Here is a 26,577-nt window from a genome sequence, read left to right as displayed (position 1 = left end):
GGCTTGCTCGCGAAAGCGGTGTGTCAGTCAACATTTGTGTCGACTGGCACACCGCTTTCGCGAGCAAGCCCGCTCCCACAGGATTTTGCATTCGCCGTGTTGATCGCCAGCAAAACCTCCAATCTTCGAGTCTGTATACTGCGCCCTCGTCTTGAACACTGAGGTCGCTGCATGCCATCCGTTATTTCCACCGACGTTCTGATTGTCGGCGCCGGTGTCGCCGGCCTCTGGCTGAATGCGCGCCTGCGCCGCCAGGGTTTTTCGACCGTGCTGGTGGAAAGCGCCAGCCTCGGTGGCGGGCAAAGCGTGAAGTCCCAAGGCATCATCCATGGCGGCGCCAAGTACGCATTGCATGGCGCCCTGACCGGTGCCTCGGAAGCCATCGCCGACATGCCTCGGCGCTGGCGCGAAGCCCTGGCCGGTGACGGAGAACTGGACCTGACCGGCGTGCGCCTGCTGTCCGAAGCCCATTACCTCTGGTCCCCCGGCACAATCGCCGGCAATCTCACCAGTTTCTTCGCCAGCAAAGCGGTGCGCGGCCGTGTCGATCAGGTCAAGGGCGAGCAACTGCCGCCCGCCCTGCAAGACAAGCGCTTCAAGGGCAAGGTCTATCGTCTGGCGGAACTGGTGATCGACGTGCCGAGCCTGATCCAGCGCCTGGCCGATCTGGCGGGTGATGGCCTGCTCGCCGGTCAGACCATCGAACCGTTGCTGGAGGGTGGAATACTGGTCGGCCTGAAGGTTGACGAGCGCGAGATTCGCGCCCAGCGCATCGTCTTGAGCGCCGGTGCCGGTATGGCAGCGCTGCTCGAAGCGCTGGGACTGAGCCAACCCGCCATGCAACGCCGGCCGTTGCACATGATCATCGCCAAAGGTCCGGGTCTCAAACCGCTGTATGCCCACTGCCTGGGCGGCGGCACCAAGCCGCGCATTACCGTGACTACCCATCCGGCCGCCGATGGTCAGTGGGTCTGGTATCTGGGCGGTGATATCGCTGAAGCCGAAGGTGTCGCCCGCGAACCTGCCGAGCAAATTGCCACGGCGCAGAAAGAACTCGGCCAGTTGCTGCCATGGATCGACCTGAGCACCGCGCAATGGGCCACCCTTCGAGTGGATCGCGCCGAGCCACTGCAATCGGGACTGACCCGTCCTGACAATGCATTCCTTGCCGAAGAAGGCCGGCTGCTGGTCGGCTGGCCAACCAAACTGGCGCTGGCTCCGGACTTTGCTGATCGCGTCATCGCGTCCTTGCAGCGCGACGGCATCCAGCCAAGCCATCCGGCGCCGCTGCCCGAGCTGCCAAAACCGCCGATGGGCGTCCCTGCCTGGGAGCAACTGCTGCCATGAGCCAACCGACCTTGCACGATCTGCACCGCCCGTTGGGCAGCACCGGCCAGCTGGTTTCGCCACTGGGCCTGGGCACCGTCAAACTCGGCCGCGACCAAGGCGTGAAATATCCCAATGGTTTCCAGATTCCCGATGACGACGAAGCGCGCATGCTGCTGAAACTCGCGCGCGACCTGGGCATCAACCTGATCGACACCGCCCCGGCCTATGGCCGCAGCGAAGAACGCCTCGGTCCGTTGCTGCGGGGTCAGCGTCAGGACTGGGTGATCGTCAGCAAGGTCGGCGAAGAGTTTGCCGACGGTCAGTCCCATCACGACTTCAGCGCCGCTCATACCCGGCTCTCGGTCGAGCGCAGCCTCCAACGTCTGAAAACGGATTTTATTGACCTGGTGCTGGTGCACTCCGATGGCAATGACCTGGCGATCCTCAATGACAGCGAGGTCTATGCGACCCTCGCCGAGCTGAAGAGCGAAGGCAAGATTCGCGGCTTCGGTTTTTCCGGCAAAACCGTCGAAGGTGGTTTGAAGGCTCTGGAACAAGGTGATTGCGCGATGGTCACCTACAATCTGAACGAGCAGAACGAGAAGCCGGTCATTGACTATGCTGCTGCTCACGGCAAAGCCATTCTGGTCAAAAAAGCCCTCGCCAGCGGTCATGTTTGCCTGAGCCCGGGCGTGGACCCTGTTCGCGCCAGCTTCGAGTTGTTGTTTGAACATCCGGGTGTTGCCAGTGCTATTGTCGGGACCATTAATCCGCTGCACCTCGCCCATAACGTCGCGACCGTTGCCCAGGTCCTACGTAGAAACTGATGCCGCCCACGCGGCCTTAAGCAGGAGCCGACATGCCGCGTACGCTCATAAGAAAGAACCCGAGCAACTTCAAGACCCTGCCGTTATTCGTCGAAGCGACTCCCGAAGGCCTGAGTTATCAAAGCGTCGGGATGCCGCTCAATTTCTCCCAGACGCTGCAACGTCGCCGCCCGGTGACGGTCGCCGACACTCAGCGGTTTTCGCTTGAACTGGCCAACCTCGGGGTCTCGGTGCGCCTGACCCTGCATTGGCAGAATCGCGATTACTGGGTGTTGGTGCGTCAGCGTCGGCAAGACCGCGGCGACGTGGTGCTCAAGCTGATCTCCGGTTACGTGCCCGCCCATGAGCTGAACCTGCCGCTGCACACCGCGATTCAGGAAATTGCCGAAGAGTGTCTGCTGGAAACTCCGGAAGGCTGGCTCGGCGGACGTTTCAACGACACCTGGCTGCCGGCGCCCTACTCGTCCGCGCTGCATTACCGTGAAGCCCTGCCGTTTCGCCTGACGCCGCTGTCCGGTTCGGCGCGGCCGGTGCGTTGCGCCAAGATGCAGTTGATCGAACGCCCGCGGGCTTACGTGCATTTGCCGACGGCCTCGCTCCAATTGATCTATGACTTGCGCCTGGACGTACCCAAGGAGGCCAAATCCCTGAGCCTGTTCCATGTCGACGAACGACTGGAAGGCGATCAACTGGTGGCCCGCCTCGATCGAAAACGTCCCGATTTGTATTTGATGCCGCTGCAGGACGGCCAACCGATGGCCGAGCTCTACACCTTGAAAAAGGATCAGCTGTACCCGGCGAGTACTCGCGGGTTGTACCTGGCAGAGAGTTTTGCCCAGCAGGAAGGCTGGCTGGTGAGGGATGAGCGGATTCGCTGGAAGGATTGGGTGCGGCAACAGGGCTTGAGCCCGCCGGGGAAAGATTCGGGTTTGGCGCGGTTGCGTGGGAAGGCGAAGCAATTGCTGAAGAGAATCGTACCGCGGAAAAAAGTCAGCTCTTAAAGCAAAAGGTCAAAAGATCGCAGCCTCGTTTCACTCGACAGCTCCTACATTGAAATGCGATTCCCTGTAGGAGCTGTCGAGTGAAACGAGGCTGCGATCTTTTAGGCTTCACTCGGACTTGCGGATCTTCTCGACAATCGCGGTAGTCGAGCTGTTTTCCACCAGCCCCAGTACTTTCACCGTTCCGCCGTAAGCAGTCACGATGTCAGCGCCCACGACCTGCTCGATTCCGTAGTCCCCGCCCTTGACCAGCACATCCGGCTTGACCTCGCGCAGCAGGTTTTCCGGGGTGCCTTCAGCGAAGCTGATCACCCAATCCACGGCGCCCAGACCTGCCAGTACGGCCATGCGACGGTCGACGCTGTTGATCGGACGACCTGGGCCTTTCAGGCGGCTGACCGACGCATCGTCGTTGACCGCGACGATCAAGCGATCGCCCTGAGCTCGCGCCTGCTCGAGGTAGGTCACGTGGCCGGCGTGCAGAATGTCGAAGCAGCCGTTGGTGAAGACGATCTTCTCTTTATGCGCACGCGCATCATCGACCGCCAGCAACAGCTGCTCGATGCCCAGCACACCGCGCTCCGAACCTTCTTCACGCTGGATCGCGCGACGCAGTTCCGGTGCGCTGATGGCTGCCGTACCGAGTTTGCCGACCACGATGCCCGCCGCCAGGTTGGCCAGGGCCACCGCGTGGGGCAGTTCTTCGCCCGCGGCAATGGCGGCCGCCAGGGTGGAGATGACCGTGTCGCCGGCACCGGTCACATCGAACACTTCACGGGCACGGGCCGGCAGGTGCAGCGCCGGATGATCCGGACGCAACAGGGTCATGCCGTGTTCGCCGCGGGTCACCAGCAATGCGCCGAGGTCGAGGTCGTGCATCAGCTGCGCGCCCTTGCTCACCAGCTCGTGCTCATCGGCGCAACCGCCGACGATGGTTTCGAATTCGCTGAGGTTCGGGGTGATCAGGCTCGCACCACGGTAGATCGAGAAATCCTTGCCCTTGGGATCGGCCAGCACCGGAATGCCACGGGCACGTGCCGCCTGGATCAGCACCTGATGGTTTTTCAGCGCGCCTTTACCGTAGTCGGACAGCACCAGCACTTTGATGCCTTCGAGCAACTCGTCGACTTGCTCGCCCAACGCCAACGCGTCGGTGGCGAAGGGCTCTTCAAAGTCGATACGCAGCAGTTGCTGGTGACGGCTCATGACCCGCAGCTTGACGATGGTCGGCTGGTGCGCAATGCGCTGGAACAACGCCCGTACGCCAGCGCCCTTGAGGCTATTGGCCAGGCTGTCGGCGGCTTCATCGTCGCCGGTCACGCCGACCAGCGAGGCTGGGGCGCCGAGGGCGGCAATGTTCAACGCAACGTTGGCGGCACCGCCCGGGCGGTCCTCGATTTGCTCGACCTTGACTACCGGTACCGGCGCCTCAGGGGAAATCCGTGAGGTACCACCATGCCAGTAACGGTCGAGCATGACATCGCCGACCACCAAGACAGGGGCTTGATCGAATCGCGGCATGGACAACTTCATGGAGCAACCCACATACAAAATGAACAGGGGCGCGATATTAACACAGGGTTGGCGTGGGCTTGCGCATGGCATTAATGAGAGGATTTTTTGCGGCCGCCACCCCTCGGTGGCGGCCAGCGGGGGTCAGGCGATGTCGCCAACCGGGGCGTCGAGGCCCATCGCATGCAGGCGCGAGTAGTAGCCGTTTTGCGCCAACAGTTGAGCGTGGGTGCCGCGTTCGACGATTTCACCATGGTCCATGACCAGGATCAGGTCGGCTTTCTCAATGGTCGATAACCGGTGAGCAATCACCAGCGTGGTGCGGCCTTTCATGACCTGATCCAGTGCCGCCTGAATGTGCCGCTCGGACTCGGTATCGAGCGCCGACGTTGCCTCGTCGAGAATCAGCAACGGAGCATTCTTCAACAAGGCCCGGGCAATCGCCAGGCGCTGGCGCTGGCCACCGGACAGCAACACGCCGTTTTCCCCGACCTGGGTGTCCAGGCCCTGCGGCATCTCCGAGATGAAGTCCATCGCGTAAGCATCCGTGGCGGCCTTTTCGATGTCGGCACGCGGTGCGCCGGCCAGGTCACCATAGGCAATGTTGTTGGCGATGGTGTCGTTGAACAGGGTCACATGCTGCGTCACCTGCGCCACGTGGCGACGCAGATTGCGCAGACGATAGTCTTCGATTTCCACGTCATCGAGCATGATTTCGCCGGTTTCGTGGTGATAGAAGCGCGGAATCAGGCTGGCCAGGGTCGACTTGCCGCTACCCGAGCGACCGACCAGGGCAATCATTTGCCCCGGTGCCGCCGTGAAGCTGATGTTCTTCAGCACTTCACGCTCGGTCCCTGGATAGGTGAAGCTCAGGTTGCGCACTTCCAGGTGGCCGCTGACGCGATCGCGCTCGACGGTACCCTGGTCAACCTCTGGCTCGACATCCAGTTGCTCGAAAATGCTCTCGGCACCGGCAACGCCTTTCTGGATTGTCGAGCTGACTTCCGACAGTTGACGAATCGGTTTGGGCAACAGGCCTGCCGCGGTGATGTAGGCCACCAGGTCACCGGCGGTGGCATCGCCGCGCAGGAACAGCACCAAAAACATCAGCACGGCCATGGCGGTGTAGATCACCAATTGCAGCATGGGCGTGTAGACCGCACCGGTCTTGGTCATGCGCAGTTGCTTGTCGGTATTGCCTTGGCTGGCTTCGGCGAAACGACGCTCTTCATAGCTCTCGCCGCCGAAGCTGCGCACCACGCGATAGCCCTGGATGGTTTCGGAGGCCACGTGAGTCACGTCGCCCATCGCCACCTGGATCTTCTTGCTCTGCTTGCGGAATTTTTTGCTGGTGCTGCTCACCATGATCGCGATGATGGGCAGGATCGCCAGCATCACCAGGGTCAGTTTCCAGTTCATCCACAACAGGTAAGCAAACAGGAACACCACGGTCAGGCCTTCACGAATGACCACTTTGATGGCGTCCGTGGCCGCACCGGTGACCATGGTCACGTTGAAGGTGATGCGCGAAATCAGGTGCCCGGAGTTATGGGTGTCGAAATAACGGTTGGGCAATACCAGCAACTTGTTGAACAGCTCGACACGCAAGTCGTGGACCAGCCCAAGGGAGACTTTGGCCAGGTAGTAGTTACCCAGGAAAGACCCCAGACCTTGCCAGGCGGCGATCAGGATGATCAGCAGCGGCACGGCCATCAGCAACTGCAAGTCTTGCAGATAGGGAACAGTCGGGAAGAGTACCGCTTCGGGGTTGCTCAGGCCATCGACGAAATATTTGAGAATCCCTGCGAGCATGGGCTGCGTCGAGGCAAAAATCACGAAGCCGACGATACTGATGGCAAACATGCCCCAGTACGGGCGCACATACGACAGCAGGCGCAGGTAAATCTTCAAGCTCGACGGCGCAGGCGAATCAGGGCTGGTCATGAGAACCCGTTGTATGAGAAAAGAGCCCGCGAGTGTAACACAGGCCATTTTAGTCGCTGAGCTGCGGTAACATGGCCGGCTATCCATGCCTCACGGCGCCCAACCCGGAGTATTGATGCAAGCGCTTGATCACACCCGATATCTCGCCCTGCGCGAGGGAGCACAAGTCCTTGAAGCGGATGGTTCGGGGGACAAGGTTCTGCGGTTGACGGACGGTTCAATACTCAAACTGTTTCGCCGCAAACGCCTGCTGACGTCGGCCGCGTGGTACCCGTACGCCAAACGCTTTGCCGACAACTGCGATGCGTTGCGTGAACGGCACATCCCCTGCCCGTCGATTCGTCAGGTTTACCGTATTGCGAGTATCGAGCGCGATGCCGTGCACTACGATCCACTGCCGGGCCAGACCCTGCGTCAGCTGCTGGACATCCAGGGCGATGCCGATCCGTTGCGCGGTCAATTGGGGGTCTTCATGGCCACTTTGCATGAGCGGGGGATTTATTTTCGCTCGGCGCACCTGGGCAACATCGTGCTCACACCCGAGCATCAGCTGGGCCTGATCGACATCGCCGACATGCGGGTGTATCGCCGTCCGTTGCGCAAGACTCTGCGGCTGCGCAACTTCAAGCATATGGTGCGTTACCCGCAAGATCGGCAATGGCTGCTCGACGGTCACGGCGAAGTCTTCATGCACCATTATGGCCAGACTCAGAGCATCTGCTCCCCGGAGGAGCTGAGCGTCGCCCTGCAAAAATGATCTGACTGCCTTCGCCTCCGGGGAGGAGGCGAAGGCCAGGCATTACGCCAGCGCGGGTTGTCGCGTCTTCAGCGCACGAGACAGGATCATCGCGGCAGGCAGCAGCACCAGCGGCCACAACTCGTCAGGGTTACCAATCAGCAAACTGCCATCGAAATTCAGCATCACCAGCGCACACGCCAGGTACATACCCCACGCGTCGCGCAGGCGCCAGGCCTGCCAAAGGCTTGCGACCATCAGCGCTACGAACAACGCCAGCGCGACTCCGCCGCTGTACAGCCCCAGCGCTACGAAAATGTTGTGCGGATGCTGAATCGGCATCCAGCCATCGAGTACCTGAGCGGTGTGGAAGCCGATACCGCAGCCCAGTGCCCAGCCGCAGTTGCGCCACTCGCCGACCATGATATGGAAAATCTCGAGGCGGTACGAATCACCTCGGTGCCAGAGGGACTGGTACCAGGCTTCGTTGTGCACCACCAGGAACAGCAGGCCTAAAACAATTGCGCAAATTGCCACCGCACCGCCTACCAGCCGCGGCTTGTGGTAAATGCCGTAAAGCACCCAGATACCAAACAGGAACGCAGCCCCCACAAACGCAGTACGCGTCTGCAGGACGAAGGCTACCGCGAACACCGACAAAACGATGGCCAGGCCACCCTCGATATACTTTCGCTCTCTCAGCCAGATTGGCAGCGCCAGCGACAACGCACAGAACAGCCAAATGCTGGCGTAGATGACGTTATCCAAACGCGCAGGAAGCAGCGCCACCCGGCCGCCGACGGCGTATTCACCGGTTGCCCAGCCGTAGAGCGCGCTGCTGAAAATGTACAACGTCAAGATCCAGAACTGAGCGCGAATAAACGCCGCGCTGCGGAAGAACTGCGGATCGGTGAGGGCGCCGACCACCATGACGAACATCAGTACATAGAAGACGTGTTTGTAGAACTGCATCTGCCCTGCAATCGTCGCAGGCACCAGAAACCACAGAATGAACGCCAGCCAACCCCACGCCAGCGGCTCCTTGAGCAAGCCCGCACCGCGCTCCTTGATCAGGAAGACCAGGCCCGGCAATGCCATCAGGACGTAGAACAGGTTATTGGTCCACTTCGACGACCAGCCCACCACAAAGCTCAAAAGAAACAGACAGAGCACCGTTCCGAAATACGCCATGGTGTTCTTTCCTTGCTTCATGCCGCTAAATTCCATGGAGTACCCAACCTATTGCCAGACCCAAGATAAGAGCTGCGACCAGCTTCAGCCGATCGAGACGTTTACGCCGTAATTTGTTCTCCCGCTCCTTCGGGACCACCACATGTTCACCAAAACCGGTGTGCAATACCGCGTCGTTTTCCAGAATCAACGCATAGCGGTTTTCGCCAGCATACAGACGCGACAGCTCTTTCTCCCCGGAGAATCCGGAATACGGTGCATGCATCAAGTAATCCGCACGACGGCGCAACCCTGGATTAAAGGAAAAACCTTGCCACTCGGCTTTTTGCGAGCCCAGTACGTAGAAAGGAATGCCATGGCTGACTTTGCGCTCGCTCAGGAACACGTAAGGACTGTGAACCATCAGGTCATGATTGAAGCTGCGCAGCCACACCTGCAGTGCCTGCGGATCTTCCTCCAGCAGGCATTGGGACTCTTCGATGAACCCTTCGCGGTAGAAGTCCCAGTCGTCTTCACAGTGGAAAATCCACGATGTCTGCACCTGAGCGTAAGCGGCATCGATAGATCGCAACTGACCCAGGCGTGGCTTGTTGATGAAGAACTGGGTATGCGCCCTCCAGTGCTCCGGAATACAGGCCTCTACGGCGCTGTCGCCGGAGTCCTCTGTAATGAACACTTTACGGACGGGAGCCGTGTTGTACCGGTCAAATGTCTCGAGGGTACGCTTCAACAGATCGAAGCGACCGCAACTAGTGATTACTACCGAAATGTCGCTAGTCTCGCTGAACAGCATTTATTTGCACCGCTCCATTGGTTGTTTAATCGCCCGGCTTCACAGCCCCAGCGACAAGCGTAATTTTTCTTTCCAGCCCAGCGGGACATGCTCGCGCAGCGGCGCACGCAGGGCCTCGACAATCGCATGTCCTACAGCCCGGAACGTGTAACGCTGCTCTACCAAAGCCTGTCCGGCCAATGAAATGGTCTCGGTCAGCTGTGGGGACTCGCGCAACACCGCCAGTTTTTCCCTGAGTTCGTCGCGGGTTCGATAGAGCACGATGTTGTGCATATCGACAAACCCCAGCGCGCGATTCTCTGCTTCCCCTTGATCGTAAGCAAACAGCACACAACCACAGGCCATGGCCTCGAAATTCTTGATCATGTATTCGCCCATGCCGACGTCGGCACTCACGAAGTAACGGATCCGGCTCAACGTCTCGCAGTATTCCTCACCCGACTTGGTGCGGGTGATCAGCAGGTTCTCCACTTCGGCCACGGACTCGAGCATGGCCTTGCGCCCGGCATACGCCACGCTGTTGAGACTGCCGACAAAACCCAACTCGATATCCCGTTCACGCTGGCAGTTTTGCAACAGTGCCTGATCATAGCCCTTGGGCACGAAATGCGCGTCAAACCCTTCCTCACGCAAGCGCTGGCTGACCATGAAACCCGAGCTGATCACCCGTGCCCAAGGCAGCTTGCGGTAATGCTCACTGAACTTGCCGGTGTACTTGCACGGGATGTAATTCTGGTACGCATCGTGTTCCAGAATAACCAGATTGGGCAGGGTTTGGATGAACCTCACCTGTCTGATTTCTTTTTTGAAGCGCAGGAAAAATACAATCCGGTCGTAGCGGGTCACATCGACATGCTTGCGAAAGTATCCACGCAAGTCGTCCTGCTCCGCGCTGGTCAGCTCGCGCTTGTCGCAGTCGCAGTGCTCGGCGATACCGTCATACAGTCGATCGAGGATCGCTCGCTGCTCTTTCTGCACCAGAAACAGAACTTTCAATTGGTCTCTCTCTTTCCAGACAGCTCTTGGACCCAGAATAATTCGTGGCGTCGCACCGCTTTACGGAAGAACTCGTTTTCGCCGAAAGCCGGCCAGTGTCGGGCCGCCAGACAACGTTGGATCGCCCGGCGAAGTAGACGCTTGAGGGGAAGTCGGGGCTGAAGGTCGTGCATCATGCCCAACGACATAGCCTTGTGCCACTGTTTTTCGGCCGACAGACAAAGCGCCCAGGGCCGCAACGGTTCGTGATTATTGATCTGTGGCGGCAGTGTCACACCGGTCCCGGCATCACCCATTGGCCAGCGATCGTTGTCGTGTAGATGATTGGCGTAATGCAACAAGGTTTCGGGCTGCCAGGCTGTACCGTTCAGCGCCTGCATCACCGCTTGCTGTGAGCATAGATGGTCTGGGTGCGGGTCGAAACGCGGATGTGGCAAAACGATGACCTGAGGCTGGATGCGCTCGATCAACTCACTCAGGTCGGCCAGCAGATTGTTCCAGGACGGTATGCCATCGACATCACTGCCCAGGGCAAACGGATTGAACCGTCGAAAATATCGGGTATCGCCAAGCTGCGCCTCACGGGACACCACGGCCTCGGCCGGCGCGCTTTGCATGGCGGGCAATTGCAGGCAGAAATACCCCAACTGAACACAGCGCTCCTGAGGTACGCCGCCCCACAACGGAACGCTGAGACTGTCCCAGGCGCGAAGCGAGCCTTTCAACCGGGACGCTTCAACGCCATTGAGCCCCATCTGCTGATAGTGCCCGGCCTCGATTTCACCGGCGGTCAAGGTCACGATCCAGCTTTGACTGGCGCTGCTGTACAACCCGAAGGCGGCCAACTCGGCATCGTCGGCGTGGGGCGCGATCACCATCACCCGTTGACGGCTGTAATCCGGATGCTCGAACGCCCTGAGCACCGGCTCACCCAGCAGTCGGCAGAAACGCCCGCGCAGGCGTAACTCACCTTGCGACAGAACCTGCGCCTGACCACTGAGGTTGAGGTAACGCAGGCCGTTCACACCACGCTCGAAGGTTTGTCGGTCCGGGTTATCGCCCCCCGACAACTCGACCACGGGATCGAAAAAGCGTCCCAGCCAGGTGCTTTTTATCCGCAGCGCCAACACCAGGGTGGCATCGTCGACCAGCATGACGCCGTCGTCCAGGCGCAAACGCTCACCGTCAAGGTGAACCTTGGGCTGCTGGGTGTACGGTGGAAAGCTGTACTGATAATCGTCTTTGGGCGAATAAAACAAATGATCGGCGAACCATGCCTCGTGGGCAATCCAGCCCAGAACCGCGAGTACCAACGGCAGCCACCAGGTCACCAACACACCCACGGCAACCAATAGCACCAGCGCGATAAGCAGACCAATGCGTTTGTTGCGCCGATGGCGCTTGAGCAATTGCTGTTTGCGGTTCATGGGCTGACTCATACGGTGAACACCGGCACAGGATTGCACCAGCGATCCTTGTATTCACGGTCGGCGCGACCGAAAGAAAAGCGCAACGGTTTGTCCAACGCCCGGGCATGCTCCCAGGCGCTTTGCGTATTGAGAAAGCTCAGCACGCTGCCCGGACTGAATTCGCGGGTTTCGGGATCGACGCCGCCATTGATGTACTCGACGCTGATCCACTGCGGTGTCTCGACACGGTAGACCAGTTGAATCGCTATTGGCGCATCGTTGAGGAAAATCACCGAGCCGATCAGCAAATCACGCAGCAACTCGATGACCTCAGCCATGCGCTCGGCCCCCGTCGCGGGGAAGCCCCAGCGACGCTGGAACAGGTCGCAATAGATCGCCGCCAGTTCACTGCTGGAAAACTCCGCGACCGGCCGGATCACTCCGCCCGCCTCCTCCAGCAATCGCAATTCACGGCGCTGGTTGTAGCGAAACTTCTTCGACAGCTCTTCGGGAGTGCGGGCCATCGCCAGCTGTTCAGCCTGCAACTTGATGCCGGTAAAGCGGCCTTCATTCAGTGCCGACAGGTAGCGTCCACGATGACGCAGCGGCGCTTGCGCATCGGCAGCGGCCGGCAGGATGAACTCGGCATTACCGAGATCGAACAGACCTTTTTTACCGCAGCGCTTGAGCACATCCTTGGACAAGGCGAGGTCGCGCCCCCAGGTCGGGATCGCCGCTTTGACTTCACCGTTTTGCTCCCAGGCCAGGTAGCGCACAGGAATGTCGGCCAACTGCGCCAGTCGCTCGACCACCATGGGATGAGTGGCAACGCTGCCACCATAACGTTGCCAGGCCTCAGCATATGTCGAGGCGTCGACTACCGCCCAGCCACGTTCGCGCCAGCCTTGAAATCGGTTGAGCATCAGCCCCTCGGCGCCAGTTCGGTAACGTGCGGCAAACGCCAGAAAGCATCGCGCACCGCGCGGTCGGAGAAGCGCTCACGCAAGCGATCGAGCATCAGCTCGGCGCACTGGTGACGTTGCTGCTCGTCCATCGCGGCCAGATGTTGCAGCCCTTGAGCCAAGTGTTCGGCATCGCCCAGCGGAAACAGAATACCGACGCCCTCGACCACTTCCTTCGCACCGCCACACGCCGTGGCAAGCAACGGCACACCGGCAGCCATGGCCTCCAGCAGCACCATGCCGAACGGTTCGTGATCGGAACTCAGGGCAAACACGTCGAAGGCACGGAAATAACGTCGGGCTTCAGGCACCTGACCGAGGAACAGCACGCGGTCGCCGATACCCAACTCACGGGCCAGGGCCTTGAGGTCCTGTTCCAGTCGACCGGCACCGAGAATCACCAACTGGCTGCTGGTCGGCAAACCCGGCAACGCCGCAGCAAAACCGTGCAGCAGCGTGGTCTGATCCTTGTCCGGATGCAGCCGTCCGACATTGCCGACAACCCAGGCATCCGGCGCCAGGCCGAGGGTTTCCCGGGCCTCGCGAACCGACACCTGGCTGTCCTGCAAGGTCTGCACATCGATACGGTTATAGAGCGTCTGAATCCGCGCCGCCGGCCACTTCGGCAGGCAATGACGCATGTCGTCGCGCACAGCATCGGAAACCCCGAGCAGGCTCAGGCGCTTGCGGAAAATATTCGCGAAGAGTTTGCGTGTGCCGCGCTTGTAATCGTCAAACGCGTGATGCACGCCAATCACCGGCAACGACGTGCCGAGCAAGGCGATATAAATAGGTTTGAAACGGTGAGCGATGCAAAAACTGAAATTGCGCGAGGCGGCGATCTTGCGCAGATCGCTGATGGCGCCCAGCTTCAGGCCACGAATGGCCTTGGAGCTGTATTCCATGAACAGCACTTCATCGGAAGCACAGCCCGCGGCGACTTCGGTATCGGCAGCCCCGGTCAGAAAGACCGTGGTCACTCGATAACCGGTCCCCGCGAACAGGCTGGCGTACTGCCGGGCGCAGTCCAGAAACGGCCCGTCATAGCCGTGACAGAACTGCAGCACATGGCGTTCAGCCGAGCGTGTCATATGCGTCCGCGCCCTCTTTGACCACCAGGATGTCTTCCATGATCAGATACTGTAGATCGGAACCGAAGAACATGTTCAAGGCATCCGTCGGCGAGCAGATCATCGGTTCGCCACGACGGTTGAGCGAGGTGTTCAGCGACACACCGTTACCGGTCAGCACCTCCAGCGCCTTCATCATGTCGTAGTAGCGCGGGTTGTATTCGCGCTTGAGTACCTGGGCCCGGGACGTACCGTCTTCATGGACGACTTCCGGCACGCGGGTCTTCCACTCTTCCGCCACTTCAAAGGTGAAGGTCATGAACGGCGCCGGGTGATCGATCTTGATCATCTGCGGTGCAACGGTGTCGAGCATCGACGGGCAGAAAGGCCTCCAGCGCTCGCGGAACTTGATCTGGTGGTTGATACGGTCAGCCACGCCAGTCGCACTCGGGCAACCAATGATCGAACGACCGCCCAAGGCGCGCGGACCGAACTCCATGCGGCCCTGGAACCAGGCTACCGGGTTGCCATCGACCATGATTTTGGCGATGTTTTCCGGCATGTTCTCAAGCTTGCGCCATACCGGCTTGCTCGGGTGACGGGCGCATGCAGCGAGGACGTCTTCGTTGGTGTACGACGGGCCGAGGTAGACGTGTTCCATCTTCTCGACCGGCACACCACGGGCGTGGGACACATAAGCCGCCGCGCCGACCGCGGTGCCGGCATCGCCGGATGCAGGCTGCACGAACAGTTCTTTGACGTCATCGCGGGCGATGATTTTCTGGTTGAGCTTGACGTTCAACGCACAGCCACCGGCGTAGGCCAGTTTGCCGGTTTCCTTGAGCACGTCGCCCAGGTAGTAGTCGATCATCTGCAGCGAGATCTTTTCGAACAGCGCTTGAATGCTCGCCGCGTAGTGGATGTACGGCTCGTCGGCGATGTCGCCTTCGCGCTTGGGACCCAGCCACTCGATCAGCTTCGGCGAGAAGTAGTAGCCTTTGCCCTTCTCTTTATAACGACGCAGGCCGATGACGTTGGCGTAGTCGGTGTTGATCACCAACTCGCCGTTTTCGAACGAAGCCAGGCGCGAGAAATCGTATTTGCTGGCGTCGCCGTACGGCGCCATGCCCATGACCTTGAACTCACCGTCGAGCATATCGAAACCGAGAAACTCGGTGATCGCGCCATACAGGCCGCCGAGGGAGTCAGGATCGAAGAATTCCTTGATCTTGTGGATCTTGCCGTTTTCGCCGTAACCGAAAAAGGTCGTGGCGTACTCACCCTTGCCGTCGATCCCGAGGATCGCGGTTTTCTCTTTGAAACCGGAGCAGTGATAAGCGCTGGAGGCGTGGGCCAGGTGATGCTCGACCGGCTCGATCTTGATTTTCTTCGGATCGAAACCCAATTGCTCGAGGCACCAGACAATCTTGTTGCGATAGCGCTTGTAGCGACGATTACCCATCAGGATCGCGTCGAGCGCGCGGTCCGGGGCATACCAGTAACGCTTGGCGTACTGCCAGCGAGCCTTGCCGAACAGGCTGATCGGCGCGAACGGAATTGCTACCACATCAACGTCGGATGGCTTGATGCCGGCCTGCTCGAGGCAGAACTTCGCCGACTCGTAAGGCATGCGGTTCTTTGCATGTTTATCGCGCACAAAGCGCTCTTCCTCAGCCGCCGCGACCAGCTTGCCGTCGATGTACAACGCTGCGGAAGGATCATGGCTAAGGGCGCCGGACAGGCCAAGAATCGTCAATGCCACAGGGGTCTAGCCTCTTTAGTCTGCATGCAGGCGCAAGGCGCCTCAAAGATTAATGTGCCCTCGCAAAGGGCGAGAGGCAGCTAAAGGGCGGGATTATAGCGTAAACATGGCGGGAATGACCCAGCGCTTATTACCCCCGCAAATATGACCCGGGCGAAAGCAGGCGGCATTGCTCATCAGCGGCCTGACCTCCAGTAAATACTGAGATTGCCGTCGGTAGCTTGTCGGTAAACCGTATAGGGCAGGAGGACGGTATCGAAAACACCCGACAGGGTGAAATCCACCAATACGAACGGCAAAAGAACACCCGTGGGATCAGGCGCTGCATTTAATACGCAAAAGTCGAACGCCAGACCACTGTAGATACGTGGGATGGACTGACAGTAGGTCTTTTGCTGTCTAAGGCTACGAGCCGCGTCTTCGTCATCCTGCAGCACCGTAACAGCTGTCCCGCAGCCTGATAAAACCAGTGCAAGAGTGCTCAGTAATACCGTCATTTTTATCGTCAAAATCTGCCCTCCGTGAACGTCAGGCAAACTAGCATCGCGGCTATTCAGGGCACAGTTCATGGGCTCTGTAGATCATGTAGGACGATTCATAAAAACCTGTCCCTTAATCTCGGGTGGCTGTTCTGGCCCTTTCGCGAGCAAGCCCGCTCCCACAGTGGTCTGGTGTACGCCGATCCAATGTGGGAGCGGGCTTGCTCGCGAAAGCGATTCAGGCAGCGCTGGAGATATCTTTGGGAAGACGCTGATCAATGACCTGATAAAGCGCACTGCTCTCAGGCCAGTTACGCATGAACCGCGCCCGATCCCGCGCATAGGCTGGGGCGAAGCTGCTGAGCGAGGCGTGCTGACACATCGAATCCAGATCAATCAGCGCCCAGCGATCGTGCTGCCAGAACAGGTTATGCCCCTTGAAATCCCCGTGACTGATGCGCTCGCCAATCAGCTCGGCAAACAAATGATCCAGCGCCAGCAACTCGGCTTCCGGTGCCTCACCATTTTCAACGTAAGGCGCAAACCGCTCGATGATGTCAGGCCCCGGCAAATACTCGGTCACCAGATAAGCCCGACTGCGCAACCCGAGAAAACGCTTCTCCAGTAACGCCAACGGTTTGGGCGTGGCGATGCCGAGAAACGCCAGGCGATTGCCTTCACGCCAGGAGTGCCAGGCACGGCTCGGGCGCCAGAAGCGTTTGAGCCAGTGGGCAAAACCCTTGATGTTGTAGCGCTTGATCACCAGCGTACGACCAGCCACCTCGACCTTGCCGACGCTCGCAGCACCGCCGGTCTTGTACAGATGCCCCTGATCGAGCAGCGCATCGGCCTGCGCCAGCACCGGCAGCATCGCCGCCTCTTCCTCGCGGCGAATCGCCCGCAAGCCGAACGCTCCGCGCTGGACACTGAACAGCGTGCATTCGCGGCCGACCTTGATCAGGAAGTCCTTCAGTCGCCAGCTGCGCACCTTGCTGATCTGCTTCTGCAACGCTTCCATCGGCAAGGCATGCTCGCCGTTGCTCAGCAGGTAATACACCAGTAATTCTTCGGCGTAGGGCTCCAGCGTCTTGGGCAACTGGGCAAAAAACACGCCGAGGTTTTCCAGGACTTTCTGCCGCGAGAGCGGTTGGCCCGGTGTCTCCGTGCGGATTCCGGCACCGTCGATCAAATACAGCCGACCGCCCTGGCGCAGCAGGTTGTCCAGGTGCAGGTCTTCCTGCCACAGGCCCTTGCGGTGTAATTGACCAATTGCACCCAGCGCATCGGCCAATACCGCCGATTGCTCATCCGCCAGCATCGGCAGGTGTTCGACCTGTTTCCAGGCATCCCCAAGGCTTTCAGCGCCTTCAAGGAAATCAAACAGCAGCCAACCACCCTCGCCGTCCTTCAAGCCATCAGCCAGCAGCAACGGCGTGGTCAACCCTTGAGCCGCCAGCAATCGCACGCCGTCCAGCTCACGCTGGAAATGCCGCGCCGCTTTGCTGCCGACCAACAACTTGGCCAGCACCGGCCGCCCACGCCAGACGCCGGCACCGACATAACGCTGCCCCGGCAACACCCGCAACAGACTCAGCAACTGCAGCTCGGCAGGGCCGGCGGCATCGGCCAGTGGAATGTTCAGCGGCAGGCGCGGGCTGCGGCCAGCGTTTTTCAGCTCGGACAAACGCATCAGCGCGTCTCCTTATGACTGCGCCGCGCGGAGAGTCGCGCAAGCCAGCTGTCGATCAGCGAACTGTCTTGCGATTGATCCAGATAGGCGGCCAACAGCTCGCGCAACTGCGCTTCGCTCCACTCAGGCGCCCGACGCAGCAACGGCTCCAGGTCTTTGGCCCGATCACGCAAACCAAACAGCAACGGCCGGGTCTTTTCCAGGTCGATCAGTTGGGCCAGGTAACCGTCGCCGGTGGCTTGGAGAAAAATGTGCTTGGGGTAGAAGCAACCGTGAACCTGACGCGCGCCGTGCAGGCGCCGAGCCAGTTGCCCACAGGCCTGCAGAATCGCCGAATGCTGCGCCGAACTCAGGTCCGACCAGCGCTGCAACAGCGAATCCAGGTCATCCCAACCGTCCAGGGCACGGGTCAGCAGAATCGCCCGGACTTCGCCGTCGACCTTGCGCTCACCGAAAAAAGCCGCTTTCAACGCCGGAATACCGAACTTTTCATAGCGACTGATATTGCGAAATTCACGGGCAAAGCTCGGCTCGCCAAAGGGCGCATGCAAGGTGCGCATCTGGTAGTTGCTCTGGCGCTTGAGGTAGTAGCCATGACCTTCCAGATCCAGCCGAAACACGCTGCTCCAGCCACCGCGAGCGGTGTTGGGCTCGTCCACAGCCTCGAGCTGCTTGGCCCAGAGTGCGTCAAAGGTACCGAGGCCGTGACGCTCAAGCAGCGCACGGTCTTCAGCCGCCAGGAAATCAGTCATTCGCGTCCCTCGAAAAATCTCACCACGTGCCGGATCCGCTTTTTGTCGGCGGCATTCAGCCGATCACACTGGCGGTATTGCAGGTAAAAGCGCAGGCGCTGGGTAGCCGACAAGTGATACTTGGCGACTTTGTCCAGGCACGCCAGATCCTTGGTGATCCGGTACTTGAGCCAAAAGCCGCGCCAGAAATCGCCATTGGGGCAGTCGATCAAAAAAAGCCGGGGCTCATCGTCGATCAGCAGGTTGCGCCACTTCAAATCGTTATGGGTGAAGCGGTGTTCGTGCATGGTCCGGGTATAACCCGCCAGCTGCCGGCTGACGTTGTCGACCCAGGCGCGGTCCGCCAGTTTCGGATCATGCCGTTCGGCCAGGGCCGACAAGTCTTCGGTATGCGGCAGCTCACGGGTGATCATTGCCCCGCGATCGTACGCCGCACCGCGCCGTTCCAGACCCCAGGCCACCACTTCGGCGGTAGGAATGCCCCACTTGGCGAAGCGCTTGAGGTTCTGCCACTCGGCCTTCACCCGGGGTTTACCCAGGTAACGGCGCAGACCTTTGCCGGCACCCACGTAGCGTTTGACGTAATAGTTGACGCCATTGCGCTGGACGCGAATGACCTCGGACAACAGGTCGCGCGTCAAGCGTTCGCCCTGAAGCGCAAACACAGCTTCAAGACTGCCGAAATCTTCTGCCAGATCGCTGTACGCAGATTCCAGTTTCCAACCCGCCATCAGAGCGCATCCCCGTATCGCTGTTTACGGTCGTAAAGTTTGTTGGCCTTGCCTTCGAGCCAGGCGAGCAACCCGGCTTCATCACCCAGAATCTGGCGCAGGGGCTGCTGAAAATAACCCTTGAGGAAGCGCAATTTGTCGCGACGGGTCAAGCCAATGTCCAGGGCCGAAAAGTACAGCGCCGCCAGATCCTTGTTGCGCCAGCGTTGGGTAATCGTCGGACGGGTCTGGGCGCGGTGCAGGTCGATCACCGACAGCCTGAAATCGTCGGCCGTCACCGGCTTGTCGGTGTGCAGCAGAAAGTGGCAGATGTAGCAGTCGCGATGGTTGACCCCGGCGCGGTGCATCATGCCGGTCATGCGCGCGACTTCGGCGATCAGCGCGCGCTTGAGCTTTGGCTCGGGCGGGTGCTTGACCCAGTCAATGCTGAAGTCTTCGAGGCTGACAGTGGGCGCCAGCTCTTCGGTGACGATGAACGAATGCTGGTCCGCCGGGTTGCTGCCCTTCTCGCCATAAGCCACGGCGGTCATGGTCGGCACGCCGACTGCTTGCAGGCGCTGGATGGCCTTCCACTCCTGGCCCGCACCGAGCACCGGCAGCTTGGCGGTGAGCAGGTTCTTGAAGATCTCGCCCCAGCCAATGCCACGGTGGATTTTCACGAAAAAGCCATTGCCATTGACTTCGGTACGCAGGGTCCGGCGCGCTTCAAGTTCGCGGTATACCTCGCCCTGGAGGCCCTCGACTTCGGCGAACGGGTCGCGTCCGGCCCAGAGGCTCTTGAACGGTTCAGCCAGCATCAACTTCATTAAGCGTGCTCCGCCAGAATCACATCGGCCGCGTGCTGCGGCATGCTGTAGAGGTCGGCCGTCTCGGCGAAGGCCAGACCGTTGCGGCTCCAGGCCGCCCGTGCTTGAGCGTCGTTCAACATTCCGGTCAAGTACTGGGTCAGTTGCGCCTGATCGAAAGGCTCGTCCAGCACCAGACCGGCGTCGGCCTCGGCGATGTAATGGGCGTAACCACACACCGCACTCACCAGCACCGGCAACCCGGCCACCAGGGCTTCGAGCAACACGGTCCCGGTGTTTTCGTTATACGCCGGGTGAATCAACAGGTCGGCGCCAAGCAGAAAACGCGGGATGTCGCTGCGGCCCTTGAGGAACGTCACGTTATCGCCGAGCCCCAGTGTGGCGCTCTGCATCTGGAATAATTTGGGGTCATCCTGGCCAATTACAAACAGCCGGGTGCGTTTCTTCAGATCGGCGGGCAATGCGGCCAGCGCCTTGAGGCTGCGATCCACGCCCTTGGTCTTGAACCCGGAGCCGATTTGCACCAGCAGCAGATCATCGTCTTTCAGGTTGAATTCGCGACGAAACTCGGCACGGATCTCGGCGGCATTGGCCGGCGCGCGACGGTCCTGAGAGATACCCGGCGGCAGCAAATGGAAGCGCTCAAGCGGCGTGTCGTAATGCTTGATGAATAGCGGCTGCTGGACTTCGGAAATCATCAGCACTTCGGTCTTGGCATCCTTGGCGAACACGGCGCGCTCGTACTCGGCGAAGTGCCGGTAGCGGCCCCAACGACGGTACAGCGAGTTACGCAGGTTCTGCGCCTTGTCTTCGAAGCAGCCGTCGGCGGCGTAGTAGACGTCCAGACCCGGCATTTTGTTGAAGCCGATCAAACGGTCCACCGGACGCTTGGCCAGATCCGCCTCCATCCATTCGCTGAGTTTCTCGTTGCGTCGATGGTTGAAGAACGCTTTGACCGGTGCCACCAATACTTCGAAGCCCGGCGGAATGTCGCCCTCCCAGATCAGCGTGTAGACCCGAATCTGATGGCCGCGCTGCTGACATTCCAGGGCGATGCGCATGAAATCGCGCTGCAAGCCCCCAAATGGAAAGTACTTGTACAAGACGAATGCCAATTGCATCAGCGCAGCTCCTCAGCCAGTAACAACGTGCTCAGTCGGGTCGCGACACGCTCGGGATTCAGACGCGTGAAGCACAGGGGCCACTCGCGTTTAAGGTCAAACTGACGGGCATCTTCGGCCGTCGGTTGATACGTACATTTCTTTTGCATGCACGGCGCACAGGGGAAATCGCTGGCGATGTGAATCTGCGATTTACCGTAGGCACCGGTCAGGCCCGGGTTGGTCGGGCCGAACAGCGACAGCGTCGGCACGTCCAGCGCAGCGGCGAGGTGACCGAGACCGGTGTCCACCGCCACGCAGGCTTGCGCGCCGGCCAGCACTTTGCCGACACCCGCCAGATTCAGCTTGGGCAGCACTTCGACGTGCCTCATGTCTTTGGCGATGCGCTCGGCCCGGGCTTTCTCGATCGGATTACCCCACGGCAGCTTTACCGCGACACCGAGATAGCCGACGCGCTCGGCCAACTCGCGCCAGTAGGCTTCAGGCCAGTGCTTGGTGTCCCACGTGGTGCCGTGCAGGAACACCACGTAAGGATTCTTGCGCGGCAATTCCACCAGTCGCTCGACGTTCAGGCCGTAATCGCCCAAGCCTTTGGGCAGGTCGTAACCCAGGGCCACGGCGAACAGCTGACGCACTCGCTCCACCGCATGTTGACCACGGGCCACGGCCAGACGCCGGGAGTAGAACCGTGCGGCAATCGGCTCACGGGCCGAGTTTTTATCCAGCCCGGCCACCGGGGCTTTGGCGTATCGGGTCAGCAAGGCACTTTTCAGCAGGCCCTGGGCATCGATCACCAAATCATATTTGTTGGCGCGAACGCTTTGCTTGAAGCGCTTCCACTCGCCACTCTTGATGGTCTGCCAGATGTTTTTGCGCCAGCGACGGATCGCTACCGGAATCACCTTGCCCACGGCCGGGTGCCAGGTCGGGATTTCGGCGAAGCCTTCTTCCACCACCCAATCGAACTGGATGCCGGGGATCGCCCGTGCCGCGTCGGTCAACGCCGGCAACGCATGAATCACGTCGCCCAGCGAAGAAGTCTTGATCAGCAGTACCCGCAAACTATTTGACCTCGACCACAGTGCCCTGCAAACGCTGCAAGGCTTCGTTCACCGCTTGCGGCATTAGCTGGCGCAGGCAGTTGTAATGACCGAAACGGCACGTGCGATCGAAGCAGGGGCTGCATTCGATGCCCAGGCGCACGATCTCGACGTGCTCGGCCAGTGGCGGCGTGAAACCCGGCGATGTCGAGCCGTAGACCGCCACCAAGGGGCGATTCAGCGCAGCGGCGACATGCATCAGGCCGGAGTCGTTGGACACCACCGCGTCGGCGCAGGACATCAGGTCGATGGCTTCGGCCAGGGAGGTGCCGCCGCTGAGGTTCACCGACTCTTCACGCAGACCGGGAATCAGCCGCGAGCGGATGTCTTCGCCGACGGCGTGATCGTTTTTCGAACCGAACAGCCAGACTTGCCAGCCTTCGCGGATCTTCGCTTCGGCAACCTTGGCATAGTGCTCGGACGGCCAGCGCTTGGACTCGCCGAACTCGGCACCGGGGCACAGCGCCAATACCGGGCGGTCGAGGGCCAGGCCGAACTTGGCCATTGCCGCTTCGCGAGTGACCGGGTCAATCTGCAGGCTCGGCCGTGGATAAGGTGTCGGCAGTTCGGCACCCGGCTCGTAAGCCAGGGCCATGAAGCGCTCGATCATCAACGGGTAACGTTCTTTATCCAGCGTGCGCACGTCATTGAGCAGGCCGTAGCGGAACTCGCCACGCCAGCCGGTGCGCTTCGGGATGCCGGCGAAGAACGGCACCAATGCCGACTTCAGGGAATTGGGCAGCAGGATCGCCTGGTCGTACTGGCCGGCCAGGGATTTGCCGATGCGCCGACGCGTCGCCAGCTCCAAGGCACCGTGACCGAGCGGAAAGCTCAAGGCCTGGCGTACTTCGGGCATGCGCTCAAGAATCGGCCGGCTCCACTCGGGGGCCAGCACGTCGATTTCGCATTGCGGGTGGCGCTGCTTGAGACACTGAAACAGTGTCTGCGCCATCACCATGTCACCGACCCAACTGGGCCCAACGATCAGAATTTTCATGTGGTTTCCATAAACGAGCCGGGGAGGCATACGCCTCCCCGCCTCGAGAATCCAGCACCTGCAGCCTTGGCTGTCAGGTCATTTGGACGAGCCTGCACAGGCCCGCCGGATCAATTTTCTATAAAACACCGCAGATCAACTGTGGGAGCGGGCTTGCTCGCGAAGGGGTCATCACATCCGATAAAGATGTCGACTGACACTCCGCTTTCGCGAGCAAGCCCGCTCCCACATTTGAATCTTGTCGTTCCAACTGGCACGTTTCAGCTTAGCCCCAGCTCGCGCCAGATCCGCACTACCTGCCGCCGTTCGTCCACGAACTGGTCGCCTGGTATCACCCCGGCGTCCTTCTGCAAGGCCTGCCGGTGAGCGGCTGAACGGTAGGCTTTATAGGCCTCGCGCAACAGGCTGGCGTCTTCGGCGGGCATCAGCCCTTCCTCCTCCAACCCTTCCAGAATGCGGATATTGTCAGTCCAGCGCAGCAATGGCGGGTGCGATTCGGACCATGCCAGGGCCGCGTATTGCACCATAAATTCAATATCGACGATACCTCCGGCGTCCTGCTTGAGATCGAATGGCGCCGTGGCCTCGAAGGCATTTGCCCCGGTGCCCGCCGCCGTACTCTTGCTGCCAAGGTTGTCACGCATTTTGGCGCGCATCTCGCTGACCTCCTGGCGCAAGGTTGCAAGGTCCCGTGGCTTGCCCAATACCGCCGCGCGCACTTTCTCGAACGCCTGGCCTACATCCGGACTGCCCACCAGCACCCGCGCCCGCACCAGCGCCTGATGTTCCCAGGTCCAGGCTTCATTTTCCTGGTACCGGGCAAACGCTCCGAGCGAACTCACCAACAACCCCGACGCACCGGACGGCCGCAGACGCATGTCCACTTCATACAGTTGACCGGAGTTGGTCTGGGCTGTGAGCAAGTGAATGATTCGCTGCCCCAGCCGGGTGAAAAATTGCGCGCCGTCGATAGGCTTCGGCCCGTCGGTTTCTGCCTGCGGGTCGCCGTCGTGGATAAACACCAGGTCCAGGTCCGAACCATGCCCCAGTTCCAGACCGCCGACTTTCCCGTAACCGACAATGATGAAGCCGGGATCGCACAAGGTGCCGTCGGTGCGCTGCGGCGTGCCGTATTTGGTCACGGTCTGGCGCCAGGCCAGGGCCAGCACTTGTTCGAGGATCGCTTCGGCGAGCCAGGTCAGGTAATCACTGACCTTCATCAACGGCAGGCTGCCAGCGATTTCCGAAGCGGCGACCCGTAAGCGGTGCGCCAGTTTGAAATGTCGCAGGGCTTCCATTTGCTGTTCGAGGTCGTCCTCGGGAATCCGCGTCAAACGCTCGCGCAACTCGGCGGCCAGTTCCGGCGCCAGCGGCGGTTTGAACAGCCGACCTTCGTTGAGCAACTCGTCGAGCAGCAGCGGGAAGCGGGTGATCTGTTCGGCGATCCACGGACTCGCGGCGCACAAGGTCAACAAACGTCGCAGCGCGCCGGGATTCTCGGTCAGCAACACCAGATACGCGGAACGTCGAGCCACGGCTTCCACCAGCGGCAAAACCCTTTCCAGCACCAGATCCGGATTGGCGTGCTCCACGGCCTGAGCCAGCAATCGCGGAATAAAGGCATCGAGGCGCTCACGACCCAAGCGCTGCATCGCGCGTAATTGCGGACTGCTGCGCAAGCCAGCCAAGGCTTTCAAAGCCTTGGTGGCATCGACGAAGCCGCCCTCTTCCAACTGACGGCAAGCGGCCTCTTCATCCTGAGCCTCTTCCCACAACGGCAGCCATTCACCGCCGACCACCACTTCGCTTTCGGTACCTTCCTCTTCGTCGGGGTCGGCAATCACCTGACCGAAGTGCCACGCCACGCGACCGCGCCAATACATAAGCTGTTCGTGGAAAGCGGTCCAATCGTCGAAGCCCAACATAAAGGCAATGCGCGCCTGATCCTGAGCGCCGTCCGGCAGCATCTGAGTCTGGCGGTCGGCGATCGCCTGGATCGCGTGCTCGGTGTAACGCAGGAATTCGTAGCCTTCGCGCAGTTCGCTGATCACCGCCGGCGGCAGGTAACCCTGACCTTCCAGCGTGCTCAGTACTTTTAATAGAGGACGTTGCTGCAAGCTGAGGTCGCGGCCGCCGTGGATCAGTTGGAACGCCTGGGCGATAAATTCGACTTCACGAATGCCACCGGAGCCGAGTTTGATGTTGTCGGCCATGCCCTTGCGCCGGACTTCCTGCTGAATCAGCTGCTTCATGGTGCGCAGCGCTTCGATCGCCGAGAAGTCGAGGTAACGCCGGTAAACGAACGGCCGCAGCATGTCTTGCAATTGCGCACCGGCCACCTGATCGCCGGCCACCACCCGCGACTTGATCATCGCGTAGCGCTCCCAGTCACGGCCCTGGTCCTGGTAATACTGCTCCAGCGCGTTGAAGCTCAGCACCAGTGCGCCGGCCGAACCGTAAGGCCGCAAACGCATGTCGACGCGGAACACGAAACCATCGACGGTCATCGGGTCCAACGCCTTGATCAGGCGCTGGCCGAGACGAATGAAAAATTCCTGGTTATCCAGCGAGCGTTTGACCCCGACGGTTTCGCCGCCCTCGGGATAGGCGAAGATCAGGTCGATGTCCGACGACAGATTGAGTTCCACCGCGCCGAGCTTGCCCATGCCGAGAATGACCATCTGCTGCGGCTCGCCACTGCGCCGGCCAGTCGGCACGCCGAACTGCTGACAATGCCGCGAGTACAACCACTGATAGGCCTGATCGATGCTCGCATCGGCCATGTCCGAGAGGTCGCGGCAGGTCTGGATCAGATCGCACTGACGCGTCAGGTCGCGCCAGATGATCCGCACTTGATGACGGGTACGCTGACGACGCAGGGCGCGACCGAGTCCATCGTCGGTTTCCGCTGCATTCACCGCTGCCGCAATCTGTGCACACAGCTCGCCGGGCGCAAAACTTCGGTCCAGCTCACCGGACTGCACCAGTTCCAGCAACATCAGTGGATCACGGACACTTTGTTCAATCACGAAGTCGCTGGCAGCGGTGACGCGGGCGAATTGCGCCCAGCGTTCAGGCGTCCAGCCGGCCAGACCATGATCGTCGGGAAGCCCCGCGACGGCCGCACGGAACGACTGCTCGGCGCGGGTGACAAACGGCAGGAGGATGCCAGGCAGTTCGGCAAGCGAAGGGAGGCTCATGGTCTATCCTTGATCGGCGTGTAGAGGGCTGCATGTAGTGATTCGCGAGAATGCACTACCTGATCCACTGTCGAACAAAGGTTAGAAATAGCTGAAATTTCTTTATTTTTGGCAGACAGCATCAAGCTTTCACCTTTTCTGGTTGGCAAAAGACCAACCTTAACGATTA

General features: G+C 60.3%; 22 protein-coding genes. 4 read left to right on the top strand and 18 right to left on the bottom strand.

Going from position 1 to position 26,577, the window contains the following annotated elements:
* Positions 1–171: 171 nt before the first annotated feature.
* From KGB23_RS23760 to KGB23_RS23750, 3 genes are read left to right on the top strand one after another with little or no spacing between them, the layout of a single operon-like run.
* Positions 172–1,347 carry an NAD(P)/FAD-dependent oxidoreductase gene (locus KGB23_RS23760; RefSeq protein WP_223432827.1) on the top strand — a complete coding sequence of 392 codons (1,176 nt, stop codon included), beginning with the start codon at positions 172–174 and terminating at the stop codon, positions 1,345–1,347.
* Positions 1,344–2,156, top strand: coding sequence for an aldo/keto reductase (locus tag KGB23_RS23755; RefSeq protein ID WP_223432826.1), 813 nt, complete (start codon positions 1,344–1,346; stop codon positions 2,154–2,156). Before KGB23_RS23760 ends, KGB23_RS23755 begins: the two co-directional genes overlap by 4 nt.
* 32 nt (positions 2,157–2,188) lie before the next feature.
* Positions 2,189–3,157: a hypothetical protein gene (locus KGB23_RS23750; RefSeq protein WP_008146227.1), complete on the top strand. Its 969-nt coding sequence runs from the start codon at positions 2,189–2,191 to the stop codon at positions 3,155–3,157.
* Positions 3,158–3,265: 108 nt separating this feature from the next.
* On the opposite strand, the gene hldE is transcribed toward KGB23_RS23750, so the two are convergent.
* Together hldE and msbA are read right to left on the bottom strand one after the other, a co-directional pair.
* Entirely contained in the window at positions 3,266–4,690 is a 1,425-nt protein-coding gene (hldE, locus tag KGB23_RS23745; RefSeq protein ID WP_046045688.1) for a bifunctional D-glycero-beta-D-manno-heptose-7-phosphate kinase/D-glycero-beta-D-manno-heptose 1-phosphate adenylyltransferase HldE, read from the bottom strand.
* A gap of 123 nt (positions 4,691–4,813) precedes the next feature.
* Entirely contained in the window at positions 4,814–6,613 is a 1,800-nt protein-coding gene (gene msbA / locus KGB23_RS23740) for a lipid A export permease/ATP-binding protein MsbA (RefSeq protein ID WP_223432825.1), read from the bottom strand.
* Between the two features lie 115 nt (positions 6,614–6,728).
* On the opposite strand from msbA, the gene KGB23_RS23735 reads away from it, so the two are divergent.
* Positions 6,729–7,370 (top strand): toluene tolerance protein, encoded by a 642-nt coding sequence (locus KGB23_RS23735; RefSeq protein WP_223432824.1) that lies wholly within the window; start codon positions 6,729–6,731, stop codon positions 7,368–7,370.
* 42 nt (positions 7,371–7,412) lie between these two features.
* On the opposite strand, the gene KGB23_RS23730 is transcribed toward KGB23_RS23735, so the two are convergent.
* The 16 genes from KGB23_RS23730 to glnE form a co-directional block, all read right to left on the bottom strand.
* The gene (locus KGB23_RS23730) at positions 7,413–8,561 is read right to left on the bottom strand and encodes an O-antigen ligase family protein (protein ID WP_223432823.1); all 1,149 of its coding nucleotides are present in this window, start codon (positions 8,559–8,561) and stop codon (positions 7,413–7,415) included.
* A gap of 4 nt (positions 8,562–8,565) precedes the next feature.
* Positions 8,566–9,333: a glycosyltransferase family A protein gene (locus tag KGB23_RS23725; RefSeq protein ID WP_223432822.1), complete on the bottom strand. Its 768-nt coding sequence runs from the start codon at positions 9,331–9,333 to the stop codon at positions 8,566–8,568.
* Between the two features lie 39 nt (positions 9,334–9,372).
* Positions 9,373–10,329 carry a glycosyltransferase gene (locus KGB23_RS23720; protein ID WP_150656668.1) on the bottom strand — a complete coding sequence of 319 codons (957 nt, stop codon included), beginning with the start codon at positions 10,327–10,329 and terminating at the stop codon, positions 9,373–9,375.
* Entirely contained in the window at positions 10,326–11,756 is a 1,431-nt protein-coding gene (locus tag KGB23_RS23715; protein WP_223432821.1) for a PIG-L deacetylase family protein, read from the bottom strand. Before KGB23_RS23715 ends, KGB23_RS23720 begins: the two co-directional genes overlap by 4 nt.
* An 8-nt stretch (positions 11,757–11,764) precedes the next feature.
* Positions 11,765–12,661: an antimicrobial resistance protein Mig-14 gene (locus KGB23_RS23710; protein WP_008146244.1), complete on the bottom strand. Its 897-nt coding sequence runs from the start codon at positions 12,659–12,661 to the stop codon at positions 11,765–11,767.
* On the bottom strand, positions 12,661–13,791 hold the full coding sequence (locus tag KGB23_RS23705) for a glycosyltransferase (RefSeq protein ID WP_223432820.1): 1,131 nt from the start codon (positions 13,789–13,791) through the stop codon (positions 12,661–12,663). The genes KGB23_RS23710 and KGB23_RS23705 overlap by 1 nt, the downstream gene beginning before the upstream one ends.
* Positions 13,775–15,532 carry a carbamoyltransferase gene (locus tag KGB23_RS23700; protein WP_223432819.1) on the bottom strand — a complete coding sequence of 586 codons (1,758 nt, stop codon included), beginning with the start codon at positions 15,530–15,532 and terminating at the stop codon, positions 13,775–13,777. Before KGB23_RS23700 ends, KGB23_RS23705 begins: the two co-directional genes overlap by 17 nt.
* A gap of 176 nt (positions 15,533–15,708) precedes the next feature.
* Positions 15,709–16,041: a YceK/YidQ family lipoprotein gene (locus KGB23_RS23695; RefSeq protein ID WP_223432828.1), complete on the bottom strand. Its 333-nt coding sequence runs from the start codon at positions 16,039–16,041 to the stop codon at positions 15,709–15,711.
* 208 nt (positions 16,042–16,249) lie between these two features.
* Complete coding sequence (locus tag KGB23_RS23690) at positions 16,250–17,701, bottom strand: lipopolysaccharide kinase InaA family protein (protein ID WP_223432818.1); 1,452 nt, start codon at positions 17,699–17,701, stop codon at positions 16,250–16,252.
* A complete protein-coding gene (locus KGB23_RS23685; RefSeq protein WP_150656674.1) occupies positions 17,701–18,453 on the bottom strand; it encodes a lipopolysaccharide kinase InaA family protein in 753 nt (250 codons plus the stop codon). The genes KGB23_RS23690 and KGB23_RS23685 overlap by 1 nt, the downstream gene beginning before the upstream one ends.
* A complete protein-coding gene (locus KGB23_RS23680; protein WP_223432817.1) occupies positions 18,450–19,184 on the bottom strand; it encodes a lipopolysaccharide kinase InaA family protein in 735 nt (244 codons plus the stop codon). The genes KGB23_RS23685 and KGB23_RS23680 overlap by 4 nt, the downstream gene beginning before the upstream one ends.
* Positions 19,184–19,990: a lipopolysaccharide core heptose(I) kinase RfaP gene (rfaP, locus tag KGB23_RS23675; protein ID WP_223432816.1), complete on the bottom strand. Its 807-nt coding sequence runs from the start codon at positions 19,988–19,990 to the stop codon at positions 19,184–19,186. The genes KGB23_RS23680 and rfaP overlap by 1 nt, the downstream gene beginning before the upstream one ends.
* A complete protein-coding gene (locus KGB23_RS23670; RefSeq protein WP_223432815.1) occupies positions 19,990–21,111 on the bottom strand; it encodes a glycosyltransferase family 4 protein in 1,122 nt (373 codons plus the stop codon). Before KGB23_RS23670 ends, rfaP begins: the two co-directional genes overlap by 1 nt.
* The gene (gene rfaC, locus KGB23_RS23665) at positions 21,111–22,172 is read right to left on the bottom strand and encodes a lipopolysaccharide heptosyltransferase RfaC (protein WP_150656678.1); all 1,062 of its coding nucleotides are present in this window, start codon (positions 22,170–22,172) and stop codon (positions 21,111–21,113) included. Before rfaC ends, KGB23_RS23670 begins: the two co-directional genes overlap by 1 nt.
* Position 22,173: 1 nt before the next feature.
* Positions 22,174–23,208, bottom strand: coding sequence for a lipopolysaccharide heptosyltransferase II (gene waaF, locus KGB23_RS23660; protein ID WP_129439087.1), 1,035 nt, complete (start codon positions 23,206–23,208; stop codon positions 22,174–22,176).
* 260 nt (positions 23,209–23,468) lie between these two features.
* On the bottom strand, positions 23,469–26,408 hold the full coding sequence (glnE, locus tag KGB23_RS23655) for a bifunctional [glutamate--ammonia ligase]-adenylyl-L-tyrosine phosphorylase/[glutamate--ammonia-ligase] adenylyltransferase (RefSeq protein WP_223432814.1): 2,940 nt from the start codon (positions 26,406–26,408) through the stop codon (positions 23,469–23,471).
* Positions 26,409–26,577 lie beyond the last annotated feature (169 nt).

The sequence above is a fragment of the Pseudomonas sp. GL-B-26 genome (assembly GCF_019947405.1).
In the GTDB taxonomy this organism is placed as follows: domain Bacteria; phylum Pseudomonadota; class Gammaproteobacteria; order Pseudomonadales; family Pseudomonadaceae; genus Aquipseudomonas.
The sequence above is the reverse complement of the archived record's forward strand: the minus strand, read 5'-3'. Positions and strand labels throughout refer to the sequence as shown.